The 23,818-nt window shown below is 64.1% G+C and carries 21 protein-coding genes; 14 read left to right on the forward strand and 7 right to left on the reverse strand.

Annotation, left to right across the window (positions count from 1 at the left end; translation table 11 throughout):
• Nucleotides 1-194 precede the first annotated feature (194 nt).
• The 10 genes from CFB45_RS00505 (at nucleotide 195) to CFB45_RS00550 (ending at nucleotide 9,716) form a co-directional block, all read left to right on the forward strand.
• On the forward strand, nucleotides 195-719 hold the full coding sequence (locus CFB45_RS00505; RefSeq protein WP_089424151.1) for an ATP synthase subunit I: 525 nt from the start codon (nucleotides 195-197) through the stop codon (nucleotides 717-719).
• Nucleotides 720-828: 109 nt separating this feature from the next.
• Entirely contained in the window at nucleotides 829-1,680 is an 852-nt protein-coding gene (gene atpB / locus CFB45_RS00510; RefSeq protein ID WP_039351439.1) for a F0F1 ATP synthase subunit A, read from the forward strand.
• A gap of 75 nt (nucleotides 1,681-1,755) precedes the next feature.
• Complete coding sequence (atpE, locus tag CFB45_RS00515; RefSeq protein WP_006482730.1) at nucleotides 1,756-2,025, forward strand: F0F1 ATP synthase subunit C; 270 nt, start codon at nucleotides 1,756-1,758, stop codon at nucleotides 2,023-2,025.
• Between the two features lie 129 nt (nucleotides 2,026-2,154).
• Complete coding sequence (locus tag CFB45_RS00520) at nucleotides 2,155-2,625, forward strand: F0F1 ATP synthase subunit B (protein WP_039351436.1); 471 nt, start codon at nucleotides 2,155-2,157, stop codon at nucleotides 2,623-2,625.
• Between the two features lie 2 nt (nucleotides 2,626-2,627).
• Nucleotides 2,628-3,167 (forward strand): F0F1 ATP synthase subunit delta, encoded by a 540-nt coding sequence (locus CFB45_RS00525; protein WP_011350524.1) that lies wholly within the window; start codon nucleotides 2,628-2,630, stop codon nucleotides 3,165-3,167.
• Between the two features lie 44 nt (nucleotides 3,168-3,211).
• Nucleotides 3,212-4,753 carry a F0F1 ATP synthase subunit alpha gene (gene atpA / locus CFB45_RS00530; RefSeq protein ID WP_021160444.1) on the forward strand — a complete coding sequence of 514 codons (1,542 nt, stop codon included), beginning with the start codon at nucleotides 3,212-3,214 and terminating at the stop codon, nucleotides 4,751-4,753.
• A gap of 69 nt (nucleotides 4,754-4,822) precedes the next feature.
• Complete coding sequence (gene atpG / locus CFB45_RS00535) at nucleotides 4,823-5,698, forward strand: F0F1 ATP synthase subunit gamma (protein WP_039351431.1); 876 nt, start codon at nucleotides 4,823-4,825, stop codon at nucleotides 5,696-5,698.
• Between the two features lie 66 nt (nucleotides 5,699-5,764).
• The gene (gene atpD, locus CFB45_RS00540) at nucleotides 5,765-7,159 is read left to right on the forward strand and encodes a F0F1 ATP synthase subunit beta (protein WP_039322510.1); all 1,395 of its coding nucleotides are present in this window, start codon (nucleotides 5,765-5,767) and stop codon (nucleotides 7,157-7,159) included.
• Between the two features lie 151 nt (nucleotides 7,160-7,310).
• Nucleotides 7,311-7,736, forward strand: a complete 426-nt coding sequence (locus CFB45_RS00545; protein ID WP_006477288.1) for a F0F1 ATP synthase subunit epsilon — start codon at nucleotides 7,311-7,313, stop codon at nucleotides 7,734-7,736.
• Nucleotides 7,737-7,988: 252 nt separating this feature from the next.
• A complete protein-coding gene (locus tag CFB45_RS00550) occupies nucleotides 7,989-9,716 on the forward strand; it encodes an AMP-binding protein (RefSeq protein ID WP_089424152.1) in 1,728 nt (575 codons plus the stop codon).
• Nucleotides 9,717-10,130: 414 nt separating this feature from the next.
• Here CFB45_RS00550 and CFB45_RS38895 read toward each other — a convergent pair whose 3' ends face one another.
• Both CFB45_RS38895 and CFB45_RS00560 read right to left on the reverse strand, forming a co-directional pair.
• On the reverse strand, nucleotides 10,131-10,427 hold the full coding sequence (locus CFB45_RS38895; RefSeq protein WP_179255028.1) for a hypothetical protein: 297 nt from the start codon (nucleotides 10,425-10,427) through the stop codon (nucleotides 10,131-10,133).
• Nucleotides 10,428-10,439: 12 nt separating this feature from the next.
• Nucleotides 10,440-11,240, reverse strand: a complete 801-nt coding sequence (locus tag CFB45_RS00560) for a transporter substrate-binding domain-containing protein (RefSeq protein ID WP_089424153.1) — start codon at nucleotides 11,238-11,240, stop codon at nucleotides 10,440-10,442.
• A 149-nt stretch (nucleotides 11,241-11,389) separates the two neighbouring features.
• Between CFB45_RS00560 and hemE the strand changes: the two genes are divergently transcribed.
• The 4 genes from hemE to CFB45_RS00585 all read left to right on the forward strand — a co-directional run bounded on the left by hemE (nucleotide 11,390) and on the right by CFB45_RS00585 (nucleotide 20,740).
• Nucleotides 11,390-12,484 (forward strand): uroporphyrinogen decarboxylase, encoded by a 1,095-nt coding sequence (gene hemE, locus CFB45_RS00565; RefSeq protein WP_278190121.1) that lies wholly within the window; start codon nucleotides 11,390-11,392, stop codon nucleotides 12,482-12,484.
• A 454-nt stretch (nucleotides 12,485-12,938) separates the two neighbouring features.
• Nucleotides 12,939-15,200, forward strand: a complete 2,262-nt coding sequence (locus CFB45_RS00570; RefSeq protein ID WP_089424155.1) for a primosomal protein N' — start codon at nucleotides 12,939-12,941, stop codon at nucleotides 15,198-15,200.
• Between the two features lie 383 nt (nucleotides 15,201-15,583).
• Nucleotides 15,584-19,516 (forward strand): trifunctional transcriptional regulator/proline dehydrogenase/L-glutamate gamma-semialdehyde dehydrogenase, encoded by a 3,933-nt coding sequence (putA, locus tag CFB45_RS00580; protein ID WP_089424157.1) that lies wholly within the window; start codon nucleotides 15,584-15,586, stop codon nucleotides 19,514-19,516.
• Nucleotides 19,517-19,600: 84 nt separating this feature from the next.
• Nucleotides 19,601-20,740 carry a branched-chain amino acid ABC transporter substrate-binding protein gene (locus tag CFB45_RS00585; protein WP_089424158.1) on the forward strand — a complete coding sequence of 380 codons (1,140 nt, stop codon included), beginning with the start codon at nucleotides 19,601-19,603 and terminating at the stop codon, nucleotides 20,738-20,740.
• A gap of 226 nt (nucleotides 20,741-20,966) precedes the next feature.
• Here the strand turns inward: CFB45_RS00585 and CFB45_RS00590 are convergent, their stop codons facing one another.
• The 5 genes from CFB45_RS00590 to CFB45_RS00605 are packed head-to-tail and all read right to left on the reverse strand — an operon-like array spanning nucleotide 20,967 to nucleotide 23,800.
• On the reverse strand, nucleotides 20,967-21,374 hold the full coding sequence (locus CFB45_RS00590) for a hypothetical protein (protein ID WP_089424159.1): 408 nt from the start codon (nucleotides 21,372-21,374) through the stop codon (nucleotides 20,967-20,969).
• The gene (locus CFB45_RS38115) at nucleotides 21,371-21,850 is read right to left on the reverse strand and encodes a hypothetical protein (RefSeq protein WP_144025151.1); all 480 of its coding nucleotides are present in this window, start codon (nucleotides 21,848-21,850) and stop codon (nucleotides 21,371-21,373) included. Before CFB45_RS38115 ends, CFB45_RS00590 begins: the two co-directional genes overlap by 4 nt.
• 4 nt (nucleotides 21,851-21,854) lie before the next feature.
• Complete coding sequence (locus CFB45_RS00595; protein WP_089424160.1) at nucleotides 21,855-22,580, reverse strand: M35 family metallo-endopeptidase; 726 nt, start codon at nucleotides 22,578-22,580, stop codon at nucleotides 21,855-21,857.
• Between the two features lie 4 nt (nucleotides 22,581-22,584).
• Entirely contained in the window at nucleotides 22,585-23,130 is a 546-nt protein-coding gene (locus CFB45_RS00600; RefSeq protein ID WP_089424161.1) for a hypothetical protein, read from the reverse strand.
• A gap of 10 nt (nucleotides 23,131-23,140) precedes the next feature.
• Nucleotides 23,141-23,800 carry a PAAR domain-containing protein gene (locus CFB45_RS00605; protein WP_089424162.1) on the reverse strand — a complete coding sequence of 220 codons (660 nt, stop codon included), beginning with the start codon at nucleotides 23,798-23,800 and terminating at the stop codon, nucleotides 23,141-23,143.
• Nucleotides 23,801-23,818: the final 18 nt, after the last annotated feature.

The following is a 23,818-nucleotide window of genomic DNA, read 5'->3' on the forward strand; positions in this document are numbered from 1 at the left end:
AACTGTCATCGTACGTCGTCGAATCGCCCGTTTTTTCACATGATGAGGCGTCGTTTTACGCAGGTTTTTGTCGCGTCTAAAGCCTTGAATCACTTGCAACTATCGCTTACAATCGCCCGGATTTGTTAGCTAGGCACCCCTGAAAGCTTTCAGAAAGCTTGGGGCCGGGTTCAAGGATTTTGCGGAAGATTGCGATGGCGGGTCAGGCGCCGGACGACAGGCACGATGATCAGCGCACGCAACGCACCGCTTCAGCGGCCGGCGAGCGGCGCGAATTCGACGATGACTGGGACGCCGAGCAACAAGATAACAACATCGTTCCGCTCACGCGGGCAGACGCCGAAAAGCTGTTCGGCCCGAACGTGAGCAAGCCCTCGCGCGTGACCCCCTATAAGGTGGTATTCGCGCAAGTGGTTCTGTCCCTGGTTGCAACGCTGGCGTGGTGGCTGTTTTCAAAGTCGCCGGGCGCCGCTGCGCAATCCGCGTTTCTGGGCGGAGCGATCGGCTGGGTGCCCAGTGCGGTATTCGTGGCACGACTGAAGGCAGGTGGCTCGGCCACCGTGATGAGCTGGGTGATGGGCGAAGCCCTGAAGCTCGCTCTGACGATCGGGATGTTCACTGCAGTGGCGTTCGGCTGGTCCGGCGTGCACTGGGTGCCGTTCCTCGTCACGTACCTCGTCGTGCTGAAGACGTACTGGATCGCGCTGGCCTGGCGGTAAGGAACAAGCAGCGTGCGGTTTCGACAACGAACCGCACCAGCCCGTTCCCGCAATAGCGTGTTGCGGAACGGGCAAAACGATTTTCGACAATTTGGGTGGCATTAACGATATGGCAGCTAGCGAAGGCACGCGCGGTCCGGATCCGTCCGAGTACATTGCGCACCACTTGCAGAATTTCTCCACCTCGCATCAGACGTCGATTTTCGACATCCACGTCTGGAATCTCGACACGCTGTTCTGGTCGATCGTTTGCGGCATCGTGACGATCCTCCTGCTGCGTCTGGCCGCCCGCAAGGCGACGTCGGGCGTGCCGGGCCGTTTCCAGTGCGCGATCGAGATGCTCGTCGAGATGGTCGAAGACCAATCGAAGGCCATCGTTCACGGCAATCGTACCTTCATCGCTCCGCTCGCGCTCACGGTGTTCGTGTGGGTCGCGCTGATGAACTCCCTCGACTTCCTCCCGGTCGACCTGCCGGGCCGCGTGATCGGCCTGCTCGGTCTGTCGGACGTGATTTCCCACCATCGCATCGTCCCGACGGCCGACCTGAACGGCACGCTCGGCATCGCGCTCGGCGTGTTCGTCCTGATGATCTACTACAGCATCAAGATCAAGGGCGCGGGCGGCTTTGTGCATGAGCTGCTGTCGGCACCGTTTGGCGCCCACCCGCTGCTGTGGATCCCGAACCTCGCGCTCAACATCGTCGAATATCTCGCGAAGACCGTCTCTCTCGGTATGCGGCTGTTCGGCAACATGTACGCGGGTGAGCTGTTGTTCCTGTTGATCGCCCTGCTCGGCAGCATGTGGAGCTTCGGTGGCGACGCAACGTTCCTCGGCTTCGTTGGCCATGTGATCGCGGGTAGCGTCTGGGCAATCTTCCACATCCTGATTGTTCTGTTGCAGGCATTCATTTTCATGATGCTGACGCTGGTGTATCTCGGCCAGGCGCACGACAAGCACTAAGCGCGGCGTGCAAGAAAGAGTTTCCGTTTTAGTTTTTTAAATCTCAGTTCCAAGTCTTTTCACAAAGGAGTGATCATGCAAGCTTACATCGCCAACATCCAGGGTCTGACCGCCATCGGTATCGGCATCATCATCGGCCTGGGTGCAATCGGCGCCTGTATCGGTATCGCGCTGATGGGTGGTAAGTACATCGAAGCCTGCGCACGTCAGCCGGAACTCATCAACCCGCTGCAAACGAAGATGTTCCTGCTGGCTGGTCTGATCGACGCGGCATTCCTGATCGGCGTGGGTGTTGCAATGCTGTTCGCGTTCGCGAACCCGCTCCTGTCGAAGCTCGCAGGCTAAGGTTCCACGGAAATTTGCGTCCGGCGTGAGCCGGCGCAGGGCGGAACGGAGACTTGGGGCGCTGATCGAATGCAACTCGATGAGCGCCTTACCGTTTCATTTTTCCGGAATAGCAGATAAGGAAACACCGTGAATCTCAACGCAACTCTGTTTGCGCAAATGGTCGTGTTCCTGGTCCTCGCGTGGTTCACGATGAAATTCGTGTGGCCGCCGTTGATCAACGCCCTCGACGAACGTTCGAAGAAGATCGCCGACGGCCTCGCCGCCGCCGAGAAGGGCAAGGCAGAACTCGACGCAGCGCACAAGCGCGTGGACCAGGAACTCGCGCAGGCCCGCAATGACGGCCAGCAACGCATCGCCGACGCTGAAAAGCGTGCCCAGGCGGTCGCCGAGGAAATCAAGGCCAACGCCCAGGCTGAAGCCGCCCGCATCATCGCCCAGGCGAAGGCGGAAGCAGAACAGCAAATCGTGAAGGCGCGCGAAGCGCTGCGTGGTGAAGTCGCTACGCTGGCCGTGAAGGGCGCCGAGCAGATCCTGAAGCGCGAAGTCGATCAAACGGCCCACGCCCAACTGCTGAATCAACTGAAAGCCGAGCTCTGATCATGGCCGAACTTGCAACCATCGCCCGCCCTTACGCAGAAGCGCTGTTCCGCGTGGCCGAGGGCGGTGACATCGCCGCCTGGTCCACGCTCGTGCAAGAGCTGGCCCAGGTTGCGCGTCTGCCGGAAGTCCTGTCGGTCGCGTCGAGCCCGAAGGTGACGCGCACGCAAGTAGCCGAGTTGCTGCTTGCTGCGGTGAAGTCACCGCTCGGAGCTGGCGCCGAAGCGAAGAACTTCGTGCAGATGCTGGTCGACAATCATCGCATCGCGCTGCTGCCGGAAATCGCCGAGCAGTTCGAGGCGCTCAAGAACGAACGTGAAGGTGCAGCCGACGCCGAGATCGTGAGCGCGTTCCCGCTGAACGGCGCGGATCTCGAGAGTCTCGTCTCGGGCCTCGAACGCAAGTTCAAGCGCAAGCTGAAACCGACGGTCGCAGTCGATTCGTCGCTGATTGGCGGCGTGCGCGTGACGGTCGGCGACGAAGTGCTCGACACCTCGGTTCGCGCGCGCCTCGCATCGATGCAGGCTGCGTTGACCGCCTGAGCGCCACGCCGGCACGCAACAGAATTGACTATCAGGAGCGAATAATGCAACTCAATCCCTCTGAGATCAGCGAGCTGATCAAGAGCCGGATCCAGGGCCTTGAAGCGAGCGCAGACGTTCGCAACCAGGGCACCGTGATCTCCGTGACCGACGGTATCGTGCGTATCCACGGCCTGTCGGACGTGATGCAGGGCGAAATGCTCGAGTTTCCGGGCAACACGTTCGGCCTCGCGCTGAACCTCGAGCGCGACTCGGTCGGCGCGGTGATTCTCGGCGAATACGAACACATCTCGGAAGGCGACATCGTCAAGACGACGGGCCGCATTCTCGAAGTCCCGGTTGGTCCGGAACTCGTCGGCCGCGTGGTCGACGCGCTCGGCAACCCGATCGACGGCAAGGGCCCGGTCAACGCCAAGCTGACCGACGCGATCGAAAAGATCGCCCCGGGCGTGATCTGGCGTAAGTCGGTGTCGCAGCCGGTGCAGACGGGCATCAAGTCGATCGACGCAATGGTGCCGATCGGCCGTGGCCAGCGTGAGCTGATCATCGGCGACCGTCAGTGCGGCAAGACCGCGGTGGCGCTCGACGCGATCATCAACCAGAAGGGCAAGGACCTGATCTGTATCTACGTCGCGATCGGCCAGAAGGCTTCGTCGATCATGAACGTGGTTCGCAAGCTCGAAGAAACGGGCGCGATGGAATACACGATCGTCGTCGCCGCTTCGGCTTCGGATTCGGCAGCGATGCAGTACCTCGCACCGTACGCCGGCTGCACGATGGGCGAATACTTCCGCGACCGCGGCCAAGATGCGCTGATCATCTATGACGACTTGACCAAGCAGGCTTGGGCATACCGTCAGATCTCGCTGCTGCTGCGCCGCCCGCCGGGCCGTGAAGCGTACCCGGGCGACGTGTTCTATCTCCACTCGCGTCTGCTCGAGCGTGCTGCTCGCGTGTCGGAAGAGTACGTCGAGAAGTTCACGAACGGCGAAGTGAAGGGCAAGAGCGGCTCGCTGACGGCACTGCCGGTCATCGAAACGCAGGCTGGCGACGTGACCGCGTTCGTTCCGACGAACGTGATCTCGATTACCGACGGCCAGATCTTCCTGGAAACCGACCTGTTCAACGCAGGCATCCGCCCGGCAATCAACGCCGGCGTGTCGGTGTCGCGAGTTGGTGGCGCCGCTCAGACGAAGGTCGTGAAGAAGCTGTCGGGCGGTATCCGTACCGACCTCGCGCAGTATCGTGAACTGGCGGCATTCGCGCAGTTCGCATCGGACCTCGACGAAGCGACCCGCAAGCAGCTCGAGCGCGGCCGCCGCGTGACGGAACTGCTGAAGCAGCCGCAGTACCAGCCGCTGCAGGTGTGGGAACTGGCCGTGTCGCTGTACGCCGCAAACAACGGCTACCTCGACGACCTCGACGTCAAGCAAGTGCTGTCGTTCGAGAAGGGCCTGCGCGAAAACCTGAAGACCAGCCACGCTGACCTCATCAAGCGCATCGAAGACACCAAGGATCTCTCGAAGGACGACGAAGGCGCACTGCGCTCGGCGATCGAATCCTTCAAGAAGTCCGGTGCCTATTGATCCGCGAGTGACACACTGAGGCCGCGCGGGTGCTGATGCGCCCGCGCCGCTTCGGTCAAGGAGCAAGCTATGGCTGGAATGAAGGAAATTCGCGGCAAGATCAAGAGCGTGCAGAACACGCGCAAGATCACGAAGGCGATGGAAATGGTGGCCGCATCGAAGATGCGCCGCGCGCAGGAACGCATGCGCGCCGCTCGTCCGTATGCGGACAAGGTCCGTGCCATCGCCGCGCACATGAGCCGCGCGAACCCGGAGTACCGCCACCCGTTCATGGTGGCGAACGAAGGCGCGCAGACGGCCGGCATCATCCTTGTCACGACGGACAAGGGTCTGTGCGGCGGTCTGAACACCAACGTGCTGCGTGCGACGGTGCAGAAGTTCAAGGAGCTGGAAGAGAAGGGCCAGAAGGTCGAAGCCACCGCGATCGGTAGCAAGGGCCTCGGGTTCCTGAACCGCTTCGGCGCGAAGGTGATGTCGCAGGTCGTGCACCTCGGCGACACCCCGCATCTGGACAAGCTGATCGGCGCCGTGAAGACGCAGCTCGACCTGTACTCGGAAGGCAAGCTGTCGGCGGTTTATATCGCTTACACGCGCTTCGTCAACACGATGAAGCAGGAAGCCGTGATCGAGCAGCTGCTGCCGCTGTCGTCGGAACACTTCGAAGCCGATGATGGTACGCCGGCCACGTCGTGGGACTACATCTACGAGCCGGACGCGCAGGCAGTCGTCGACGAACTGCTCGTGCGTTACGTCGAGGCGCTGGTGTACCAGGCCGTCGCGGAAAACATGGCGTCCGAGCAATCGGCGCGCATGGTCGCGATGAAGGCCGCGTCCGACAACGCGAAGACGGTGATCAGCGAACTGCAGCTCGTATACAACAAGAGCCGTCAGGCCGCGATCACGAAAGAACTGTCGGAGATCGTCGGCGGCGCAGCCGCTGTTTAAGCGCGCGCCCGGGACGACAACTGCGCCTTTGCGCGAGTAAAGAATCAGGTATTTAAAGGAAAAGCGATGAGTACTGCTGCTTTGGTAGAAGGCAAGATCGTACAGTGCATCGGCGCCGTTATCGACGTGGAATTCCCGCGCGACAGCATGCCGAAGATCTACGACGCGCTCATTCTCGATGGCTCGGAACTGACGCTCGAAGTCCAGCAGCAGCTGGGCGACGGCGTTGTCCGTACCATCTGTCTGGGTGCATCCGACGGCCTGCGCCGCGGCCTGACCGTGAAGAACACGGCAAAGCCGATCTCGGTGCCGGTTGGCAAGCCGACCCTCGGCCGAATCATGGACGTGCTTGGCCGTCCGATCGACGAAGCCGGCCCGATCGAAAGCGACGTGACGCGTTCGATCCACCAGAAGGCTCCGGCGTTCGACGAACTGTCGCCGTCGACCGAACTGCTCGAAACGGGTATCAAGGTCATCGACCTGATCTGCCCGTTCGCAAAGGGCGGCAAGGTTGGCCTGTTCGGCGGTGCTGGCGTGGGCAAGACCGTCAACATGATGGAGCTCATCAACAACATCGCGAAGGAGCACGGCGGTTACTCCGTGTTCGCGGGCGTGGGCGAGCGTACCCGTGAAGGGAACGACTTCTACCACGAAATGAAGGACTCGAACGTTCTCGACAAGGTCGCGCTGGTGTACGGCCAGATGAACGAGCCGCCGGGCAACCGTCTGCGCGTCGCGCTGACCGGCCTGACGATGGCCGAGCACTTCCGTGACGAAGGCCTCGACGTGCTGTTCTTCGTCGACAACATCTACCGTTTCACGCTGGCCGGTACCGAAGTGTCGGCACTGCTCGGCCGTATGCCGTCGGCAGTGGGCTATCAGCCGACGCTGGCTGAAGAAATGGGCAAGCTGCAAGAGCGCATCACGTCGACCAAGAAGGGCTCGATTACGTCGGTCCAGGCCGTGTACGTCCCTGCGGATGACTTGACCGACCCGTCGCCGGCTACGACCTTCGGCCACCTGGACGCAACCGTCGTTCTGTCGCGTGACATCGCTTCGCTGGGTATCTACCCGGCGGTCGACCCGCTCGACTCGACGTCGCGCCAGATCGACCCGAACGTGATCGGTGAAGAGCACTACTCGATCACCCGTCGCGTTCAGCAGACGCTGCAGCGCTACAAGGAACTGCGCGACATCATCGCGATTCTGGGCATGGACGAACTGTCGCCGGAAGACAAGCTGTCGGTCGCGCGCGCGCGTAAGATCCAGCGTTTCCTGTCGCAGCCGTTCCACGTTGCTGAAGTGTTCACGGGCTCGCCGGGCAAGTACGTGCCGCTGAAGGAAACGATCCGCGGCTTCAAGATGATCGTCGACGGCGAGTGCGACCACCTGCCGGAACAGGCGTTCTACATGGTCGGCACGATCGACGAAGCCTTCGAAAAGGCCAAGAAGATCTCGTAAGGGTCGGGCGTAACGCAGCGGGTGCCGTTGGCCGTTGATTCTCCTATAGCACTGGCGATAGGGGACACGGCACCCACGCAATATGCTCAATCCGCCGTGCATGGGATCGAAGTGGGCGTTTTAGCGCCCGCTCCGATCGACAGGAGTCGATATGGCAACCATCAAAGTAGACGTCGTCAGCGCGGAAGAGCAGATCTTCTCGGGCGAGGCGAAATTCGTCGCGCTGCCGGGCGAAACGGGTGAGCTGGGCATTCTGCCGGGCCACACGCCGCTGATCACGCGGATTCGTCCGGGTGCGGTGCGCATCGAAGTCGAGGGCGGCAACGACGAATTCGTGTTCGTCGCGGGCGGCATTCTCGAAGTGCAGCCGGGCGCCGTGACGGTGCTCGCCGATACCGCGATCCGCGGCAAGGACCTCGACGCGGCGAAAGCCGAGGAAGCACGCAAGCGTGCCGAGGAAACGCTGCAGAACGCGAAGTCGGATCTCGACCTCGCGAAGGCGCAATCCGAGCTCGCGACCGCGATGGCGCAGCTCGAGGCGATCCAGCGTCTGGCGAAGATTCGCAGCCGGCACTGAGCCGCGCCGCGTATCCCGCGAAAGAAAGCAGCCTTCGGGCTGCTTTTTTTTCGTCCGTCGTGTTCGTCTGATTTTTGCGGGCCGGATCATTCCGTCCGGTCGTGCTATTTCATCCGTTCGCCGTGATTTGCTGTCAGAGTATCGTCAGCCGCGCGCGTCATCATCCGGGTTGAGGCCATTCGTCGCGAGTGCGCGGCGGAGGCGGGCGCAGGAAGCGCGCAGGCCGATCAGACAAAAAGGACGGAGACATTCATGGCAGCAGACCTTGGCGTGGGCGCGCTGATCGCGCCCGAAAACGGCTTGTCGTACGTGCGCGGCACGACCGATGTGCCGCTCTCCGAAGCGACGATCGGCCGGTTCCTGCTCGACACGGCCGGGCGCTTTCCCGATCGTCCGGCCGTCGTGTTCCGCGAGCAGCAGGTGCGCTGGACCTGGCGCGAGTTCGCGAACGAGGTCGACGTGCTGGCCGCGGGCCTGGCCGCGCTCGGCATCGTGAAGGGCGATCGCGTCGGCATCTGGTCGCCGAACCGCAGCGAATGGCTGCTCACGCAGTTCGCGACCGCGCGGATCGGCGCGGTGCTCGTCAACATCAATCCGGCCTACCGGCTGTTGGAGCTCGAATACGCGCTGAACAAGGTCGGCTGCAAGGCCGTGATCGCCGCCGAGCGCTTCAAGACGTCCGCGTACGTCGAGATGCTGCAGACCATCGCGCCGGAGCTCGCGACCGCGACGCCGGGCGATCTCCATGCAGCGCGCGTGCCGAGCCTGCGCACGGTCGTGTCGATGGGCGACGTCGCGCCGGCCGGCATGTTCCGCTTCGCGGACCTGATGGCGCGCGGCCGCCAGGCCGTCGATCCCGCATTGCTCGATGCGATCGGCGCGACGCTCTCGGCCGGCGAGCCGATCAACATCCAGTTCACCAGCGGCACGACCGGCAGCCCGAAGGGCGCGACGCTCACCCACCGCAACGTCGTCAACAACGGGCGCTCGATCGCGACAGCGATGCGTTTCACCGAGCAGGACACGCTGTGCATCCCGGTGCCGCTGTATCACTGCTTCGGGATGGTGCTCGCGGTGCTCGCATGCGTGTCGAAGGGCGCGACGATGGTGTTCCCCGGCGAAGCGTTCGACCCGGTCGCGACGCTCGCGGCGGTGGCCGACGAGCGTTGCACCGCGCTGCACGGCGTGCCGACGATGTTCATCGCCGAGCTCGATCACCCCGAGTTCGCGAAATTCGACCTGTCGACGCTGCGCACCGGGATCATGGCCGGCTCGCCGTGCCCGATCGAGACGATGAAGCGCGTCGTGTCGCAGATGCACCTGTCGGAGATCACGATCGCGTACGGGATGACGGAAACGAGCCCCGTGTCGTTCCAGAGCTCGACCGACGATCCGCTTGAGAAGCGCACGACGACGGTCGGACGCATCCAGCCGCATCTGGAAGTGAAGATCGTCGATCCGAGCGGCGCCATCGTGCCGGTCGGCGTGACGGGCGAGCTGTGCACGAAGGGCTATTCGGTGATGCTCGGCTACTGGGACGACGACGCCAAGACGCGCGAGGTGCTGGTGGACGGCTGGATGCATACGGGCGACCTCGCGACGCTCGATGCGGACGGCTACTGCAACATCGTCGGCCGGCTGAAGGACATGGTGATTCGCGGCGGCGAGAACGTCTATCCGCGCGAGATCGAGGAATTCCTGTTTCGGCATCCGAAGATTCAGAGCGCGCAGGTATTCGGCGTGCCCGATGCGAAGTACGGCGAGGAGCTGTGCGCGTGGATCGTGCTGCGCGCGGACGAGCAGATGACGGAGGACGACGTGCGTGCGTTCTGCAACGGGCAGATCGCGCACTACAAGATCCCGCGCTACATTCGCTTCGTCGACGAGCTGCCGATGACGGTCACGGGCAAGGTGCAGAAGTTCGTGATGCGCGACCGGATGATCGAGGAGCTGAAGCTCGACGTGCAGAAGACCGCCTAGCGCGGCATGAAGGCGGGAAAAACGCGGCGGCCTGCGGGCCGTTGCGTTTTCGATGGACGAAAAAAAGCGGGCTTATTAGCCCGCTAAAAACCACACGCTACGGGGTTAGCGCGAGGAGACCAAAGATGAAACCGAGTCCGGCGGGGGGGCCGGAAACGACTCCAACAGGGATGCCCCTCGGAAGGGCTTCGGTACGTGACCGACTGGCTCGCAGCGCTTCGCGTCCGCTCACACTTGGCACACGAGACCGCATCCGTGTTGAAACCGTTGAGGCCATTGTGGGCGAATTAATGACCCGTCGCGGTAACAAAGTGTTTCAGGTTGTAACGCCCGCCAGATAAGGCTTTCCGGGATTTTTTGCTGTTTTTGAGGGGTCGAAAAAGGTCATTTTTACCCATATTTTCCGCAGCGTTTTCAGCACATGCGCACGATGCGTTTTTCATGCGTATCAGGCGCGACGAATTGCCGATTTGCACGCGAGAAAATGCGCCGTCCGGCCGATACCGCGCATGACGATTCATTCGTCAGAAAGATTTTGAAACGTGATTGGCAGGCGCGGAAGTCGGCCGTTCGGCCAATTCGGTGGCTTCGCGCCGATTTTCCGGGCGTCGGCACGCTGCAGCGAAGTGTAACGGCGATGATGGGGCCACCGCCGCGCAGCGACTTTTGCAGGCGGCTGATGCGCGGTCGGTGCCCGCTATCGGCCGCCACGCACGAGCCTGCTTACTTCAGCCATTTATCCGAAATCGCCTGGTATTCGCCGGTCGACAGCGCGAGATGCAGCCACTGATCGACGTACTGCTGGAACGCGACGTCGCCGCGCGGCACCATGTACGCCTTCTCGCCGAACTGGAACGGCTTGTCCGGATGCACCGAGCACAGGCCCGGATTCAGCTTTTGCTGCAGCAGCGTCTCGGATGCATCCGTCACCATCACGTCCGCCTTGCCGGCGAGGATCTGCTTGAAGATCGTTACGTTGTCCGGATAGACGGTGAGGTTCGCGTGCGTGAAATACTGCTTCGCGAAACGCTCGTTGGTGCCGCCCGGGTTCACGATCACGCGCGTTTCCGGCCGGTCGATCTGCGCGACGGTCTGGTATTTGTCGACGTCCGCGCAGCGCACGATCGGCGTCTTGCCGTCGACCACGTACGGCTGCGTGAAGAACACGCGCTTCTGGCGCTCGAGCGTCGTCGACACGCCACCCACCGCGATGTCGCATTTCGCGACGAAGTCGCCGGTCAGGTTCGGCCAGCTCGTCTTCACGTAGTCGGTCTTCACGCCGAGCGACTTCGCGAGCGATTCGGCCATGTCGATGTCGATGCCCTCGAAGCGGCCGTCCGCGCGGTAGTACGAATACGGCCTGTAGTCGCCCGTCGTGCACACGCGCAGCGTGCCGCGCGCGAGCACGTCGTCGAGCCGCGAGCCGGCGCCCGGTGCGGCGGCAGCGGCGAGCGCGCCGGTCTGCGCGTGCGCGGCGGCGCAGCAAAGCAGCGCGGTGGCGGCGAGCGTGGCGAGTGTCTTCATCGGTCTCCTCCTTCGTTTCGTTCGATATGAGCGTCCGATCATAACGGAGCCATCGCGCGCGTCATATGGCCGCCATCGCGTCGGCATGCGCAGCGTGAGGGCGGCTGTCCGGTAAAATGCCGCTTTGCCCTCGCATCGTCGCTCCTACCGTGGCCCATACCCTGCTCAACGACACCTTCCTGCGTGCGCTTCTGCGCGAGCCGACCGACTACACGCCGATCTGGCTGATGCGCCAGGCCGGCCGCTACCTGCCCGAATACAACGCGACGCGCGCCCGCGCCGGCAGCTTCCTCGGTCTCGCGAAGCATCCCGACTACGCGACCGAAGTGACGCTGCAGCCGCTCGAGCGCTTTCCGCTCGACGCCGCGATCCTGTTCTCGGACATCCTGACGATTCCGGACGCGATGGGGCTCGGCCTCGACTTCCAGGTGGGCGAAGGGCCGAAGTTCGCGCATCCGGTGCGTACCGAGGCCGACGTCGCGAAGCTCGCGGTGCCGGACATCGAGGAAACGCTCGGCTACGTGACGGGCGCCGTGCGCGAGATCCGTCGCGCGCTCACCGACGGCCAGGGCCGCCAGCGTGTGCCGCTGATCGGCTTTTCGGGCAGCCCGTGGACGCTCGCGTGCTACATGGTCGAAGGCGGCGGGTCGGACGACTTCCGCACGGTAAAGTCGATGGCGTATTCGCGCCCCGACCTGATGCACCGGATCCTCGACGTGAACGCGCAGGCGGTGGCCGCGTACCTGAACGCGCAGATCGAAGCGGGCGCGCAGGCCGTGATGATCTTCGATACGTGGGGCGGTGCGCTGGCGGACGGCGCGTACCAGCGCTTCTCGCTGGACTACATCCGCCGCGTGGTCTCGCAGCTCAAGCGCGAGCACGACGGCGAGCGCGTGCCGGTGATCACGTTCACGAAGGGCGGCGGGCTGTGGCTCGAGGAGATCGCGGCGACCGGCGTCGACGCGGTGGGGCTCGACTGGACGGTCAACCTCGGCCAGGCGCGCGAGCGCGTTGCGGGCAAGGTCGCGCTGCAGGGCAACCTCGACCCGACGATCCTGTTTGCGCCGCCGGCCGCGGTGCGCGAGCAGGCGCGTGCGGTGCTCGACAGCTATGGCAACCATCCGGGCCACGTATTCAACCTCGGGCACGGCATTTCGCAATTCACGTCGCCCGATCACGTCGCCGAACTCGTCGACGAAGTGCATCGCCACAGCCGCGCGATCCGTAGCGGAGCCGCCGGCTGAACGCAAGCGCTGTCATGCTGCACTGCCGCGTGACAGCGTTTCGCTATTGGCACTAAACAGGGCGCAACCCCGCACCGGTTGCCGATTCAGTGCTTGTCAAGACTTGACTTATACACATTTTCCACGTTGCAGCGCGGTAGAGCCCTGTATCGGTCAATCTGTCTCGCTATGGTTCGGTAATTTGAATAGCAGCCTTATGGCATAAGGCTCCGCGGGGCACCGTAGCAAGCGGTGAAAATCAGCGGAAAGCGCGGCCCCGCGCGCGTTGCGGCCATCGAGCGGCGAGTTCTCAACAAAGTTATCCACAGGCTGGGCAGGGTATACGGCGATTCCTAATGCGAATCCAAAACTTAGCGCCGAAACTGAAGTTTTACTTTAAGTTCGCTGCCCCGAGGCGGGCGCGGATGTCGGCCGTCCATGCCCATGCGGCGCATCCCGCCACCGGAGCGCCGGGATGAGCGGCACCTATCTGCGCGTCGCGCTCGACCATCCGCTCGCCACCCTGTTCGATTACCGCTGCGACGCGCAACCGGCGCCCGGGCCCGGCACGCTCGTGCAGGTGCCGTTCGGCAAGCGGCAGGCCGTCGGGCTCGTCTGCGAAGTGACGACTCACACTGACGTGCCGCCGTCGCGGCTGCGTACGGTCGACGCAATCTGCACCGACCTGCCGCCGTTGTCGCCGGACTGGCTCGCGCTCGTGTCGTTCGCCGCGGATTATTACCAGCGCGGGCGTGGCGAGGTCGCGTTGCCGGCGCTGCCGCAGGCGCTGCGCGATGCCGGGCGCTGGGGGCGGCTGCTCGCGCCGGAGGTGCGTTACCGGCCGACGGAAGCGGGCCGCGCGGCGCTGCCCGATGCATTGCCCGCGCGCGGTGCCGCGTTGCGTCGGCTCGCGCAGGCGCTGGTCGACAGCGGCTCGCTGGCGCTGCCCGAGGCGCGCGCACTGCACCCGAAGGCGGCGGCCACGCTCGACGACTGGGCGGCGCGCGGCTGGGTCGACGTCGAGGAGATCGGCTGGGCCGATGCGCCTGTGCCCAAAGCTGTGGATAACCTGTTGGCAGCCGGTGGACGAACTGTGCCGCCGGCGCTCACGGACCAGCAGGCCGAGGCGCTCGACGCGATCCGCGCCGCGCAGGGCTTCGCGCCGTTCCTGCTGCACGGCGTGACGGGCAGCGGCAAGACCGAGGTCTATCTGCATGCGCTCGCGTCGCTGCTCGACGCGCGACCGGATGCGCAGGCGCTCGTGCTCGTTCCCGAAATCAACCTGACGCCGCAGTTCGAGGCCGCGTTTCGCGCGCGCTTCGCGGGGGCGCTCGCCGACGACGCGATCGTCACACTGCACAGCGGGCTCGCCGAGGGCGAGCGTGCGCGCAACTGGCTCGCCGCGCATACGGGCCGCGCGCGGATCGTGCTCGGTACGCGCCTCGCGGTGCTCGCGTCGATGCCGACGCTCGCGCTGATCGTCGTCGATGAAGAGCACGAGCCCGCGTACAAGCAGCAGGAAGGGCTGCGCTATTCGGCGCGCGACCTCGCCGTGTGGCGGGCGAAGCAGCTCGGCATCACGGTCGTGCTCGGTTCGGCGACGCCGTCGCTCGAAAGCTGGTGGCAGGCCGAGCAGGGCCGTTACACGCGGCTCACGCTGTCGCGCCGCGCGGTGGCCGACGCGACGCTGCCGACCGTGCGGCTGATCGATCTCGAAGAGGAACGGCGGCGCGGGCGCGCGTCGATGGGCGGGCTGTCCGGGCCGCTCGTCGCGGCGCTGAAGGCGCGGCTCGAGCGCGGCGAACAGAGCCTCGTGTTCCTGAACCGGCGCGGTTATGCGCCGCAGCTCGCGTGCGACGCCTGCGGCTGGGTCGCCGGCTGCCCGCGCTGCAGCGCGTACGTCGTGCTGCACAAGCCCGAGCACGCGTTGCGCTGCCATCACTGCGGCTGGGAATCGCGCATTCCGCGGTCGTGTCCCGAGTGCGGGAACGTGGACATCGCGCCGCTCGGGCGCGGCACGCAGCGCATCGAGGAGGCGCTCGCCGAGGCCGTGCCGGGCGCGCGCGTGCTGCGGATCGACGCGGACAGCACGCGCCGCAAGGGCAGCGCGCAGGCGCTCTTTTCCGATGTGCATGCGGGTGAGGTCGACATCCTCGTCGGCACGCAGATGATCGCGAAGGGGCACGACTTCCAGCGCGTGTCGCTCGTCGGCGTGCTCAATGCCGATACCGCGCTGTTCTCGCACGACTTCCGCGCGAGCGAACGGCTGTTCGCGCAGCTGATGCAGGTGAGCGGCCGCGCGGGGCGCGCCGGGCTGCCGGGCGAAGTGCTCGTGCAGACGCGTTACCCGCGCCACGCGCTGTACCACGCGCTCGGGCGGCAGGACTACGTCGGCTTCGCGAATTCGACGCTCGGCGAGCGCCGCGACGCGCACCTGCCGCCGTTCGTCTACCAGGCGCTGCTACGCGCCGAAGGGCGCACGCTGGACGCTGCGCTCGCGTTCCTGCTGCAAGCCGCGGCCGCGTTGCCGGGGCTGCCGGGCGCCGATCGCGTGACCGTCTACGACGCGGTGCCGATGACGATCGTCAAGGTCGCGAACGTGCATCGCGCGCAGTTGCTGCTCGAAAGTGCATCGCGGGCGGCGCTGCAGCATGCGCTGCGCGCATGGCAGCCGGAGCTGCGCGCGTTGAAAGGCGTGTTGCGGTGGAGCGTCGAGGTCGATCCGCTGGATATCTGAGCGGCGCGGCATGCGGCTGCCGGGCCGCGTGCCGCTGCGTTGCACCCCCGGCCACCGGGCCGGGTACCCCTGAATCGTCTCTTGCCGCCCGGCCGCGCCCGGGCGTCCCGCCTTCCGCCGCACCCAGTGCAACCCGTTTTCGTCCGCCGCGACCCGCGCGGAAGGTTGCGCACGCCCGTCAAACCGGCCCGCTCAGGGAAAACACCGATCCTCCGACCACGGGCAACTCCTAGGTTGCAACCGCATAAGTGGCTGATTATATTGAGTAACCTCTGGGTGCAACCTGTCTCGTAATTTGGTTGCACCTTTTTATTGCGTGCCGTAGGATTTCGCGCATCCTCTCACACCACATTGCCGGGCTCGCACCGGCGCACGAACCCACCATGGCAAGCACGACTCTCGGCGTCAAAGTCGACGACCTTCTCCGCTCGCGCCTCAAGGACGCCGCCGCGCGTCTCGAGCGCACTCCCCACTGGCTGATCAAGCAGGCGATCTTCGCGTATCTCGAGCGGATCGAGCACGGCCAGTTGCCGCCCGAGCTGTCGGGCCACAGCGGCGTGACGGAGCTCGCCGACGGTCAATCCACGGACGGCGACGACGACAACTCGCCGCATCCGTTCCTCGAGTTCGCGCAGAACGTGCAACCGCAATCGGTGCTGCGCGCGGCGATCACGGCGGCGTACCGCCGCCCCGAGCCGGAATGCGTGCCGTTCCTGCTCGGCCAGGCGCGCCTGCCCGCGAACCTGCAGGCGGACGTGCAGGCGCTCGCGACGAAGCTCGTCGAGGCGCTACGCGAGAAGAGCTCGGGCGGCGGCGTCGAAGGGCTGATCCACGAGTTCTCGCTGTCGAGCCAGGAAGGCGTCGCGCTGATGTGCCTCGCCGAAGCGCTGCTGCGCATTCCCGATCGCGCGACCCGCGATGCGCTGATCCGCGACAAGATCAGCAAGGGCGACTGGCGCTCGCACGTCGGCCACGCGCCGTCGCTGTTCGTGAACGCGGCCACGTGGGGGCTGATGATCACCGGCAAGCTCGTGACGACCAACAGCGAAGCCGGGCTGTCGTCGGCGCTGACGCGCCTGATCGGCCGCGGCGGCGAGCCGCTGATCCGCAAGGGCGTCGACATGGCGATGCGCCTGATGGGCGAGCAGTTCGTCACCGGCGAAACGATTTCCGAAGCACTGGCGAACAGCCGCAAGTACGAAGCGCGCGGCTTTCGCTACTCGTACGACATGCTCGGCGAAGCGGCGACGACCGAAGAGGACGCGCAGCGCTACTACGCGTCGTACGAACAGGCGATCCACGCGATCGGCAAGGCGGCCGGCGGCCGCGGCATCTACGAAGGCCCGGGCATCTCGATCAAGCTGTCCGCGCTGCACGCACGCTACTCGCGCTCGCAGCAGGACCGCACGATGAGCGAGCTGCTGCCGCGCGTGCGCGCGCTCGCGCTGCTCGCCCGCCGCTACGACATCGGCCTGAACATCGACGCCGAAGAGGCCGACCGCCTCGAACTGTCGCTCGACCTGCTCGAGGCGCTGTGCTTCGATCCGGATCTCGCGGGCTGGAACGGCATCGGCTTCGTCGTGCAGGGCTACCAGAAGCGCTGCCCGTTCGTGATCGACTACCTGATCGATCTCGCGCGCCGCAGCCGTCACCGCCTGATGATCCGCCTCGTGAAGGGTGCTTACTGGGATACCGAGATCAAGCGGGCGCAGGTCGACGGCCTCGAAGGCTATCCGGTCTATACGCGCAAGATCTACACGGACGTGTCGTACCTCGCGTGCGCGAAGAAGCTGCTCGCGGCGCCGGATGCCGTGTACCCGCAGTTCGCGACGCACAACGCGTACACGCTGGCCGCGATCTACCAGCTCGCGGGCCAGAACTATTACCCGGGCCAGTACGAATTCCAGTGCCTGCACGGGATGGGCGAGCCGCTGTACGAGGAAGTCACCGGCCGCGACAAGCTGAACCGGCCGTGCCGCGTGTACGCGCCGGTCGGCACGCACGAGACGCTGCTCGCGTACCTGGTGCGCCGCCTGCTCGAGAACGGCGCGAACACGTCGTTCGTGAACCGCATCGCGGATAAGACCGTGTCGGTGAAGGAGCTGGTCGCCGATCCGGTCGACGAGGCATCGAAGGTCGTGCCGCTCGGCGCGCCGCATACGAAGATCCCGCTGCCGCGCAACCTGTACGGCGACGAGCGTCCCAACTCGATGGGCCTCGACCTGTCGAATGAACACCGTCTCGCGTCGCTGTCGTCCGCGCTGCTCGCGAGTGCGCATTTCCCGTGGCGCGCGGCGCCGATGCTCGCCGACGACACGCTCGCCGACGCGCCGGCCCGCGACGTGCGCAACCCGGCCGACCAGCGCGACCTGGTCGGCACGGTCAGCGAAGCGACGGCCGAACACGTGAGCGCGGCGCTCGCGCACGCGGTGGCCGCCGCGCCGATCTGGCAGGCGACGCCGGTCGATGCGCGTGCCGATTGCCTGGTGCGCGCGGCCGACCTGCTCGAAGCGCAGATGCACACGCTGATGGGCCTGATCGTGCGCGAAGCCGGCAAGTCGCTGCCGAACGCGATCGCCGAGATTCGTGAGGCGGTCGACTTCCTGCGCTACTACGCCGCGCAGATCCGCGACGAATTCTCGAACGACACGCACCGCCCGCTGGGCCCCGTGGTCTGTATCAGCCCGTGGAACTTCCCGCTCGCGATCTTCATGGGCCAGGTCGCCGCGGCACTCGCCGCCGGCAACACGGTGCTCGCGAAGCCGGCCGAGCAGACGCCGCTGATCGCCGCGCAGGCCGTGCGCCTGCTGCGCGAGGCCGGCGTGCCGGCCGGTGCGGTGCAGCTGCTGCCGGGCACGGGCGAAACCGTCGGCGCGGCGCTGGTGGCCGATGCGCGTACGCGTGCGGTGATGTTCACCGGCTCGACCGAAGTCGCGCGCCTGATCAACAAGACGCTGTCCGCGCGCCTCGACCCGGACGGCAAGCCGATTCCGCTGATCGCCGAAACGGGCGGCCAGAACGCGATGATCGTCGACTCGTCGGCGCTCGCGGAGCAGGTCGTCGCGGACGTGATGCAGTCGTCGTTCGACTCGGCCGGTCAACGGTGTTCGGCGCTGCGCGTTCTGTGTCTGCAGGACGACGTTGCGGACCGCACGCTGACGATGCTCAAGGGCGCGATGCACGAGCTGGCGCTCGGCAACCCCGACCGGCTGTCGACCGACGTCGGCCCGGTGATCGACGCCGAAGCGAAGCAGACGATCGACACGCACGTCGCGGCGATGAAGGACAAGGGCCACGGCGTCACGCAGCTGCCGATGCCCGAGGCCTGCGCGCACGGCACGTTCGTGCCGCCGACGCTGATCGAGATCGGCAGCATCGACGAGCTGAAGCGCGAGGTGTTCGGCCCGGTGCTGCACGTCGTGCGTTATCGCCGCAGCCAGCTCGACAAGCTGCTGGAACAGATCCGTGCGACCGGCTACGGCCTGACGCTCGGCATCCACACGCGGATCGACGAGACGATCGCGCACGTGATCTCGAATGCGCACGTCGGCAACATCTACGTGAACCGCAACGTGATCGGCGCGGTGGTCGGCGTGCAGCCGTTCGGCGGCGAAGGGCTGTCGGGCACGGGCCCGAAGGCCGGCGGCGCGCTGTACCTGCAGCGCCTGCTCGCGACGCGTCCGTCGGGCCTGCCGCGTTCGCTCGCGCAGGCGCTGATCGCGGACGGCGCGGTGGAAGGCGACGCACGCGGCAACCCGGCGGCGGCGCTCACGACGCTGCGCGACTGGCTGATCGAGCAGCGCGAGCCGGCGCTGGCTGCGCGTTGCGACGGCTATCTGGCTCAGGTGCCGGCCGGTGCGACCGCGGTGCTGACCGGTCCGACGGGCGAGCGAAACACGTATACACTCGGCCCGCGCGGCACGGTGTTGTGTGTCGCGGCGACGCCGGGCGGTGCGCGCGCGCAGTTCGCGGCGGTGCTGGCGACCGGTAACCGCGCGCTGTTCGCGGGTGCCGCTGGCGAGGCGCTGGTGGCCGCGCTGCCGGCATCGCTGAAGGCGCACGCGACCGTGCGCAAGCAGGCCGACGCGCCGTTCGACGCGGTGCTGTTCGAAGGCGACAGCGACGAACTGCAGACGCTCGTGAAGGACGTCGCGCAGCGGCCGGGCCCGATCGTGTCGGTGCAGGGCGTGTCGGTGGGCGCGTTCGAGAACGGCGATGCGGAAGATTACGCGCTGGAGCGGCTGCTGACGGAGCGCTCGGTGAGCGTGAACACGGCCGCGGCGGGTGGCAATGCGAATTTGATGACGATCGGCTGATCATCCTTGCCGTTCGGATCAAACATAGGAAGCGGCAAGGCGATCCCGAAGCCGCTCCATTTACCCTGGTACCAAGGAGATGCTATGCAACACACGATGAAAAAGCTGGCAGGCGCGACGTTTGTCGCGGTCATGTCGCTGGCGGGGACGGCCCATGCGGATGACGTGAAGATCGGTTACGCAGGGCCGATGACGGGCGCGCAGGCGCACTACGGCAAGGATATGCAGAACGGGATCGCGCTCGCGATCGAGGATTTCAACGCGACGAGCCCGAAGATCGGCGGCAAGCCGGTGAAGTTCGTGCTCGACACGCAGGACGACCAGGCTGACCCGCGCACCGGCACGACGGTCGCGCAGAAGCTCGTCGACGACGGCATCAAGGGCATGCTCGGCCACTTCAACTCGGGCACGACGATTCCGGCTTCGCGCATCTACGCGAACGCGGGCATTCCGCAGATCGCGATGGCGACCGCACCGGAATACACGCAGCAGGGCTACAAGACGACCTTCCGCATGATGACGTCCGACACGCAGCAGGGCTCGGTGGCCGGCACGTTCGCGTCGAAGGATCTCGGCATGAAGAAGATCGCGATCGTCGACGACCGCACGGCCTACGGCCAGGGTCTCGCCGACCAGTTCGAGAAGGCCGCGAAGGCCGGCGGCGCATCGATCGTCGACCGTGAATTCACGAACGACAAGGCGGTCGACTTCAAGGCGATCCTGACCAAGCTGAAGGCGGCGAAGCCGGATCTCGTCTACTACGGCGGCGCGGATTCGCAGGCGGCACCGATGGTCAAGCAGATGAAGGCGCTCGGCATCACCGCCCCGCTGATGAGCGGCGAAATGGTGAAGACGCCGACGTTCCTGAAGATCGCGGGCAACGCGGCCGACGGCACGATCGCTTCGCTGGCGGGCCTGCCGCTGGAAGAAATGCCGGGCGGCAAGACGTACGCCGACAAGTACAAGAAGCGCTTCGGCGAAGACGTGCAGACGTACTCGCCGTACGCGTACGACGGCGCGATGGCGCTGTTCAACGCGATGAAGAAGGCCGATTCGACCGATCCGGCGAAGTACCTGCCGCTGCTCGCGAAGACCGACATGGCCGGCGTGACGTCGACGCACGTCGCGTATGACGCGAAGGGCGACCTGAAGAACGGCGGCATCACGATGTACAAGGTCGAGAAGGGCGAGTGGAAGCCGCTGAAGAGCATCGGCGGGAAGTAAGCAGCCTTTGACGTGACGAACGGGCGGCGGCGCATGCCGCCGTCCCGTCGATCATGCGAAAAAGCCACCTGGCCGTCGGGCCGGGTGGCTTTTTCTTTGGCGGTGCACGGCCAGGTAGTACATACGGCTCTTGCCGGCGATGATTCAACGGTTTGGGTATGTTCCGAGGGGGGGCGCCGCGTGTGTACGTCAATGCCTCATCGATGCGACTGGCGGCAGTGCGAGGTTACTTATCTTCACAGCACTTGTTGGGGCAATCGGGCAGGAAGGAAATTTCCACACGCCGCCCATTATCCACGTCCCCATGCGAATAGACGCGGGCGCTCGTCTTAATGGTTCCGCGTAGAAAACCGAATTGCTTCAGCAGCGCATACGCGGTTTGCATTCGCGATTGTGCAAGGGGCAGTGCGCTCTGTTCGCTTTCCTCGGCATGGCCGCTAATCAGCGTTGTTTCCTTGGTTACGTGACGTGCGTAGGCGATTTTCTGGTTTGCTGTCCAGTTTGCAGTGCGGACGATTTCAGAATTCGATACATATGAACTGTTTTTCGGAAAATGGATATCGAAATTTTCGCTTGGGACACACGCAGATGCATGGCTAGACGCGACGACGCATAGGCCAGCAATTAATTTCATAGTTTATTATTTGGTGAGTTTTGTTGTCGGCGAGACGCCGGAGCATCGCATAAGTTTCCACATCCATTTTTGCAGAAAGGCAGAAGACTCACGCCGAGCTGCAAGTATCCTCCATGGCCGGTGCTATCGATTGGGTATGTAATTCGATTGACGTGCGTGTCAACATAGATATATTGAGGCTTGATGCCAAGCTGTATCAGGAAGTCTTTCAGCTGGTCACCTCTTGACTTTGCCAGATTCAAGGAGTTGCGTTCGCCGACATATGCGCTGGCGATGATTTGCGCCTGCACTTCAACATCGGGCCATTGCCGCGCAGCCAAAACCATATCGACTATCTTTATTCGATATGTATTTGGAATGCCGGGATAATTCAGAGGCACGCTTTCGAGCATGTGTTCCGATATCGTACAAGCGCTTGCGTGTTGAATAAAAACGGTACTAGCAAGCGCGGCAACGGGAATCAGAAATTTTATCATTCAATCACCAAATATTCTTTTTTAAGAATTCACTTATGTCATCAAAGTGCGCGATGTAGCATGCAATGCTGTCTGCATTCCTATGTGCACCTTCTGGATGGGCTTGTGCCCAATACCCGATCCCTCGAGCAAACCCATAGTTGACGTCGTCCGCATCGAATGTGTCAATGTAATGGGAACATTCGTGAATGAGAATTTTCAATTTGCAGTTTCCGGCAACGTAAACATCCTCGACAGTGCAGAAATGCGGGTAAATCGCGATTATTCGACGTGCCGAATCGGGCTTGCATACAGCCGCGTCATTTGCGCCAGTATCAGGGGCCACTGAGCATGTAAGTTGCCGCTGGCTTTGTTCGTCCCATCTGATGATCTTCTCGGGCTGTAGTTCGCACATAGCCGCAGCGAGCCTGGGGAGGCCGAAACAGAGTTTTTGACGTATCGCTTCGTCGCTTCGGCCAAACCAGAATTGCACTCTATCTCGGGCAATTTTATCCCATCGTGCCAGATCCGATATGCGTTCCTCAATTAAGATCACCGCGGTGTCCCGTAGTCGCATTATTAGCGATCTGAACGCCTTGTTACTCATGTTGGGGCAAATTGGCATCGTGTTGATTGATATATAGACCATGGACCCCGGATTGGTGTTGGTGACGGCCCCCGAATGGACGAGGACCCATTCTTCGTTTTCCTGAGCTTCGAAGTCGTATTTATTTCCCGAAAAACCGCTCATCGCGTCAATGCCCCTTCGTATAGATTTTCAGAGATGCTGCGGCGTCGGTGGCAATTCGATCTGTTTGCCCGGCCGCGTCCGTGATGCCTGCGAAGATCTGCCCGGTGTCGGTGATGATTCGATAGCGAACGTTGGCGAGCGGGCGGTGTGCATCATCGAGCAAGGTAAATTGCTCGTCATGTACGGCATCCGATGAGGCAAACGGCAGATGGGCTGCACCAGGTTTGCGCCCATCCAGCGTCAAAATTTCGCCCGCAGTAAAAGTCATCCGCATGCCGCGCTCAGCGTAGAAGATCGGCGGTGGGTTGCATCCGCAGACATTGATATCCCCGCTCAATGCCCACTGTTTGCCGTTCGGGCCGGTGCCTGGCCAGCGCGGCCCTTGCGGTGCGATATACCCTTCACGCTTACAGGCCGAACAGTAGGTCTTCATATCCAGCGTGGCGATATGAACCATCGGCGGCGGATTGGAACAGGTCACGCGGTCGAGGCCTTCGACAATGACCGCTTCCCCGGCGCGGTCGCCTTTGGCAAGAAAGTAGCGGATCATGAGCGCTACCTCAGCGGGGCATGGACGAGCGGGTGACGATGCCAAATACAACGGACGACGCCACGCCTTGTCGCTCGGGACTATCGGTGATCGTGTCGCCGTTATCGAGTTCGCTGCCAACGAAGGCGAGCGGCGCGAAGTCGGCCCGGTCGGCCAAACCCAGACCGGTCGTAACGCGCGCGGTTGAGCCGTCGGGATAGAGGATCAGGTCGCCCACCGTGGCAGCTTTGCCCAAGTGCGGCGCTACTTCCCATGTGCCGGACGGTTCGCGTAATGCACCGCCGCGCGCTGTTGTCGCGCCACGTACCGCCAGTCTGTAGGCAGGCGGTGCGGGTGGCGGCACATAGGTCGGATCGAACAGGCCCGAAACGCATCGCCCATCCCCTGCGTGAATGCCCCACGAAGTGCGCAGCGTTTCGGTAATGCGGTCGCCGTTGCTCAACCGGCTGCCCACTAACGCGAATGGCTTGCCTCCGCTATGGTTGTTTCCCGCGCCGTCGATAATCGCGGCCTCGCTACCGTCGTCGTAGGTCACTACATCGCCGACGCAGGCGACTTCCAATCCGGCCAATGTCAGGCCGCTGGTTGCGGTGGTGACGCGTCCACCGCGTTCCGTGAGTGCGCCAACGGTGGCGAAAAGATGGGTCGGTGCTTGATGTTCGTTTTTCATCCGGCTTCCTTGTCTCTG

The sequence above is a fragment of the Burkholderia sp. HI2500 genome (assembly GCF_002223055.1).
Taxonomy (GTDB): Bacteria; Pseudomonadota; Gammaproteobacteria; order Burkholderiales; family Burkholderiaceae; genus Burkholderia.

What these genes read in the sequence shown, in the direction of transcription:
- CFB45_RS00600 (WP_089424161.1), bottom strand. Translation starts at nt 23,130, where the DNA reads ATGATCCGCTACTTTCTTGCCAAAGGCGACCGCGCCGGGGAAGCGGTC.
- atpG (WP_039351431.1), top strand. Translation starts at nt 4,823, where the DNA reads ATGGCTGGAATGAAGGAAATTCGCGGCAAGATCAAGAGCGTGCAGAAC.
- CFB45_RS00505 (WP_089424151.1), top strand. Translation starts at nt 195, where the DNA reads ATGGCGGGTCAGGCGCCGGACGACAGGCACGATGATCAGCGCACGCAA.
- CFB45_RS00570 (WP_089424155.1), top strand. Translation starts at nt 12,939, where the DNA reads ATGAGCGGCACCTATCTGCGCGTCGCGCTCGACCATCCGCTCGCCACC.
- atpE (WP_006482730.1), top strand. Translation starts at nt 1,756, where the DNA reads ATGCAAGCTTACATCGCCAACATCCAGGGTCTGACCGCCATCGGTATC.
- CFB45_RS00605 (WP_089424162.1), bottom strand. Translation starts at nt 23,800, where the DNA reads ATGAAAAACGAACATCAAGCACCGACCCATCTTTTCGCCACCGTTGGC.
- CFB45_RS00560 (WP_089424153.1), bottom strand. Translation starts at nt 11,240, where the DNA reads ATGAAGACACTCGCCACGCTCGCCGCCACCGCGCTGCTTTGCTGCGCC.
- atpA (WP_021160444.1), top strand. Translation starts at nt 3,212, where the DNA reads ATGCAACTCAATCCCTCTGAGATCAGCGAGCTGATCAAGAGCCGGATC.
- CFB45_RS00545 (WP_006477288.1), top strand. Translation starts at nt 7,311, where the DNA reads ATGGCAACCATCAAAGTAGACGTCGTCAGCGCGGAAGAGCAGATCTTC.
- CFB45_RS00585 (WP_089424158.1), top strand. Translation starts at nt 19,601, where the DNA reads ATGCAACACACGATGAAAAAGCTGGCAGGCGCGACGTTTGTCGCGGTC.
- atpB (WP_039351439.1), top strand. Translation starts at nt 829, where the DNA reads ATGGCAGCTAGCGAAGGCACGCGCGGTCCGGATCCGTCCGAGTACATT.
- CFB45_RS38115 (WP_144025151.1), bottom strand. Translation starts at nt 21,850, where the DNA reads ATGATAAAATTTCTGATTCCCGTTGCCGCGCTTGCTAGTACCGTTTTT.
- CFB45_RS00550 (WP_089424152.1), top strand. Translation starts at nt 7,989, where the DNA reads ATGGCAGCAGACCTTGGCGTGGGCGCGCTGATCGCGCCCGAAAACGGC.
- CFB45_RS00595 (WP_089424160.1), bottom strand. Translation starts at nt 22,580, where the DNA reads ATGAGCGGTTTTTCGGGAAATAAATACGACTTCGAAGCTCAGGAAAAC.
- CFB45_RS00590 (WP_089424159.1), bottom strand. Translation starts at nt 21,374, where the DNA reads ATGAAATTAATTGCTGGCCTATGCGTCGTCGCGTCTAGCCATGCATCT.
- atpD (WP_039322510.1), top strand. Translation starts at nt 5,765, where the DNA reads ATGAGTACTGCTGCTTTGGTAGAAGGCAAGATCGTACAGTGCATCGGC.
- putA (WP_089424157.1), top strand. Translation starts at nt 15,584, where the DNA reads ATGGCAAGCACGACTCTCGGCGTCAAAGTCGACGACCTTCTCCGCTCG.
- CFB45_RS00525 (WP_011350524.1), top strand. Translation starts at nt 2,628, where the DNA reads ATGGCCGAACTTGCAACCATCGCCCGCCCTTACGCAGAAGCGCTGTTC.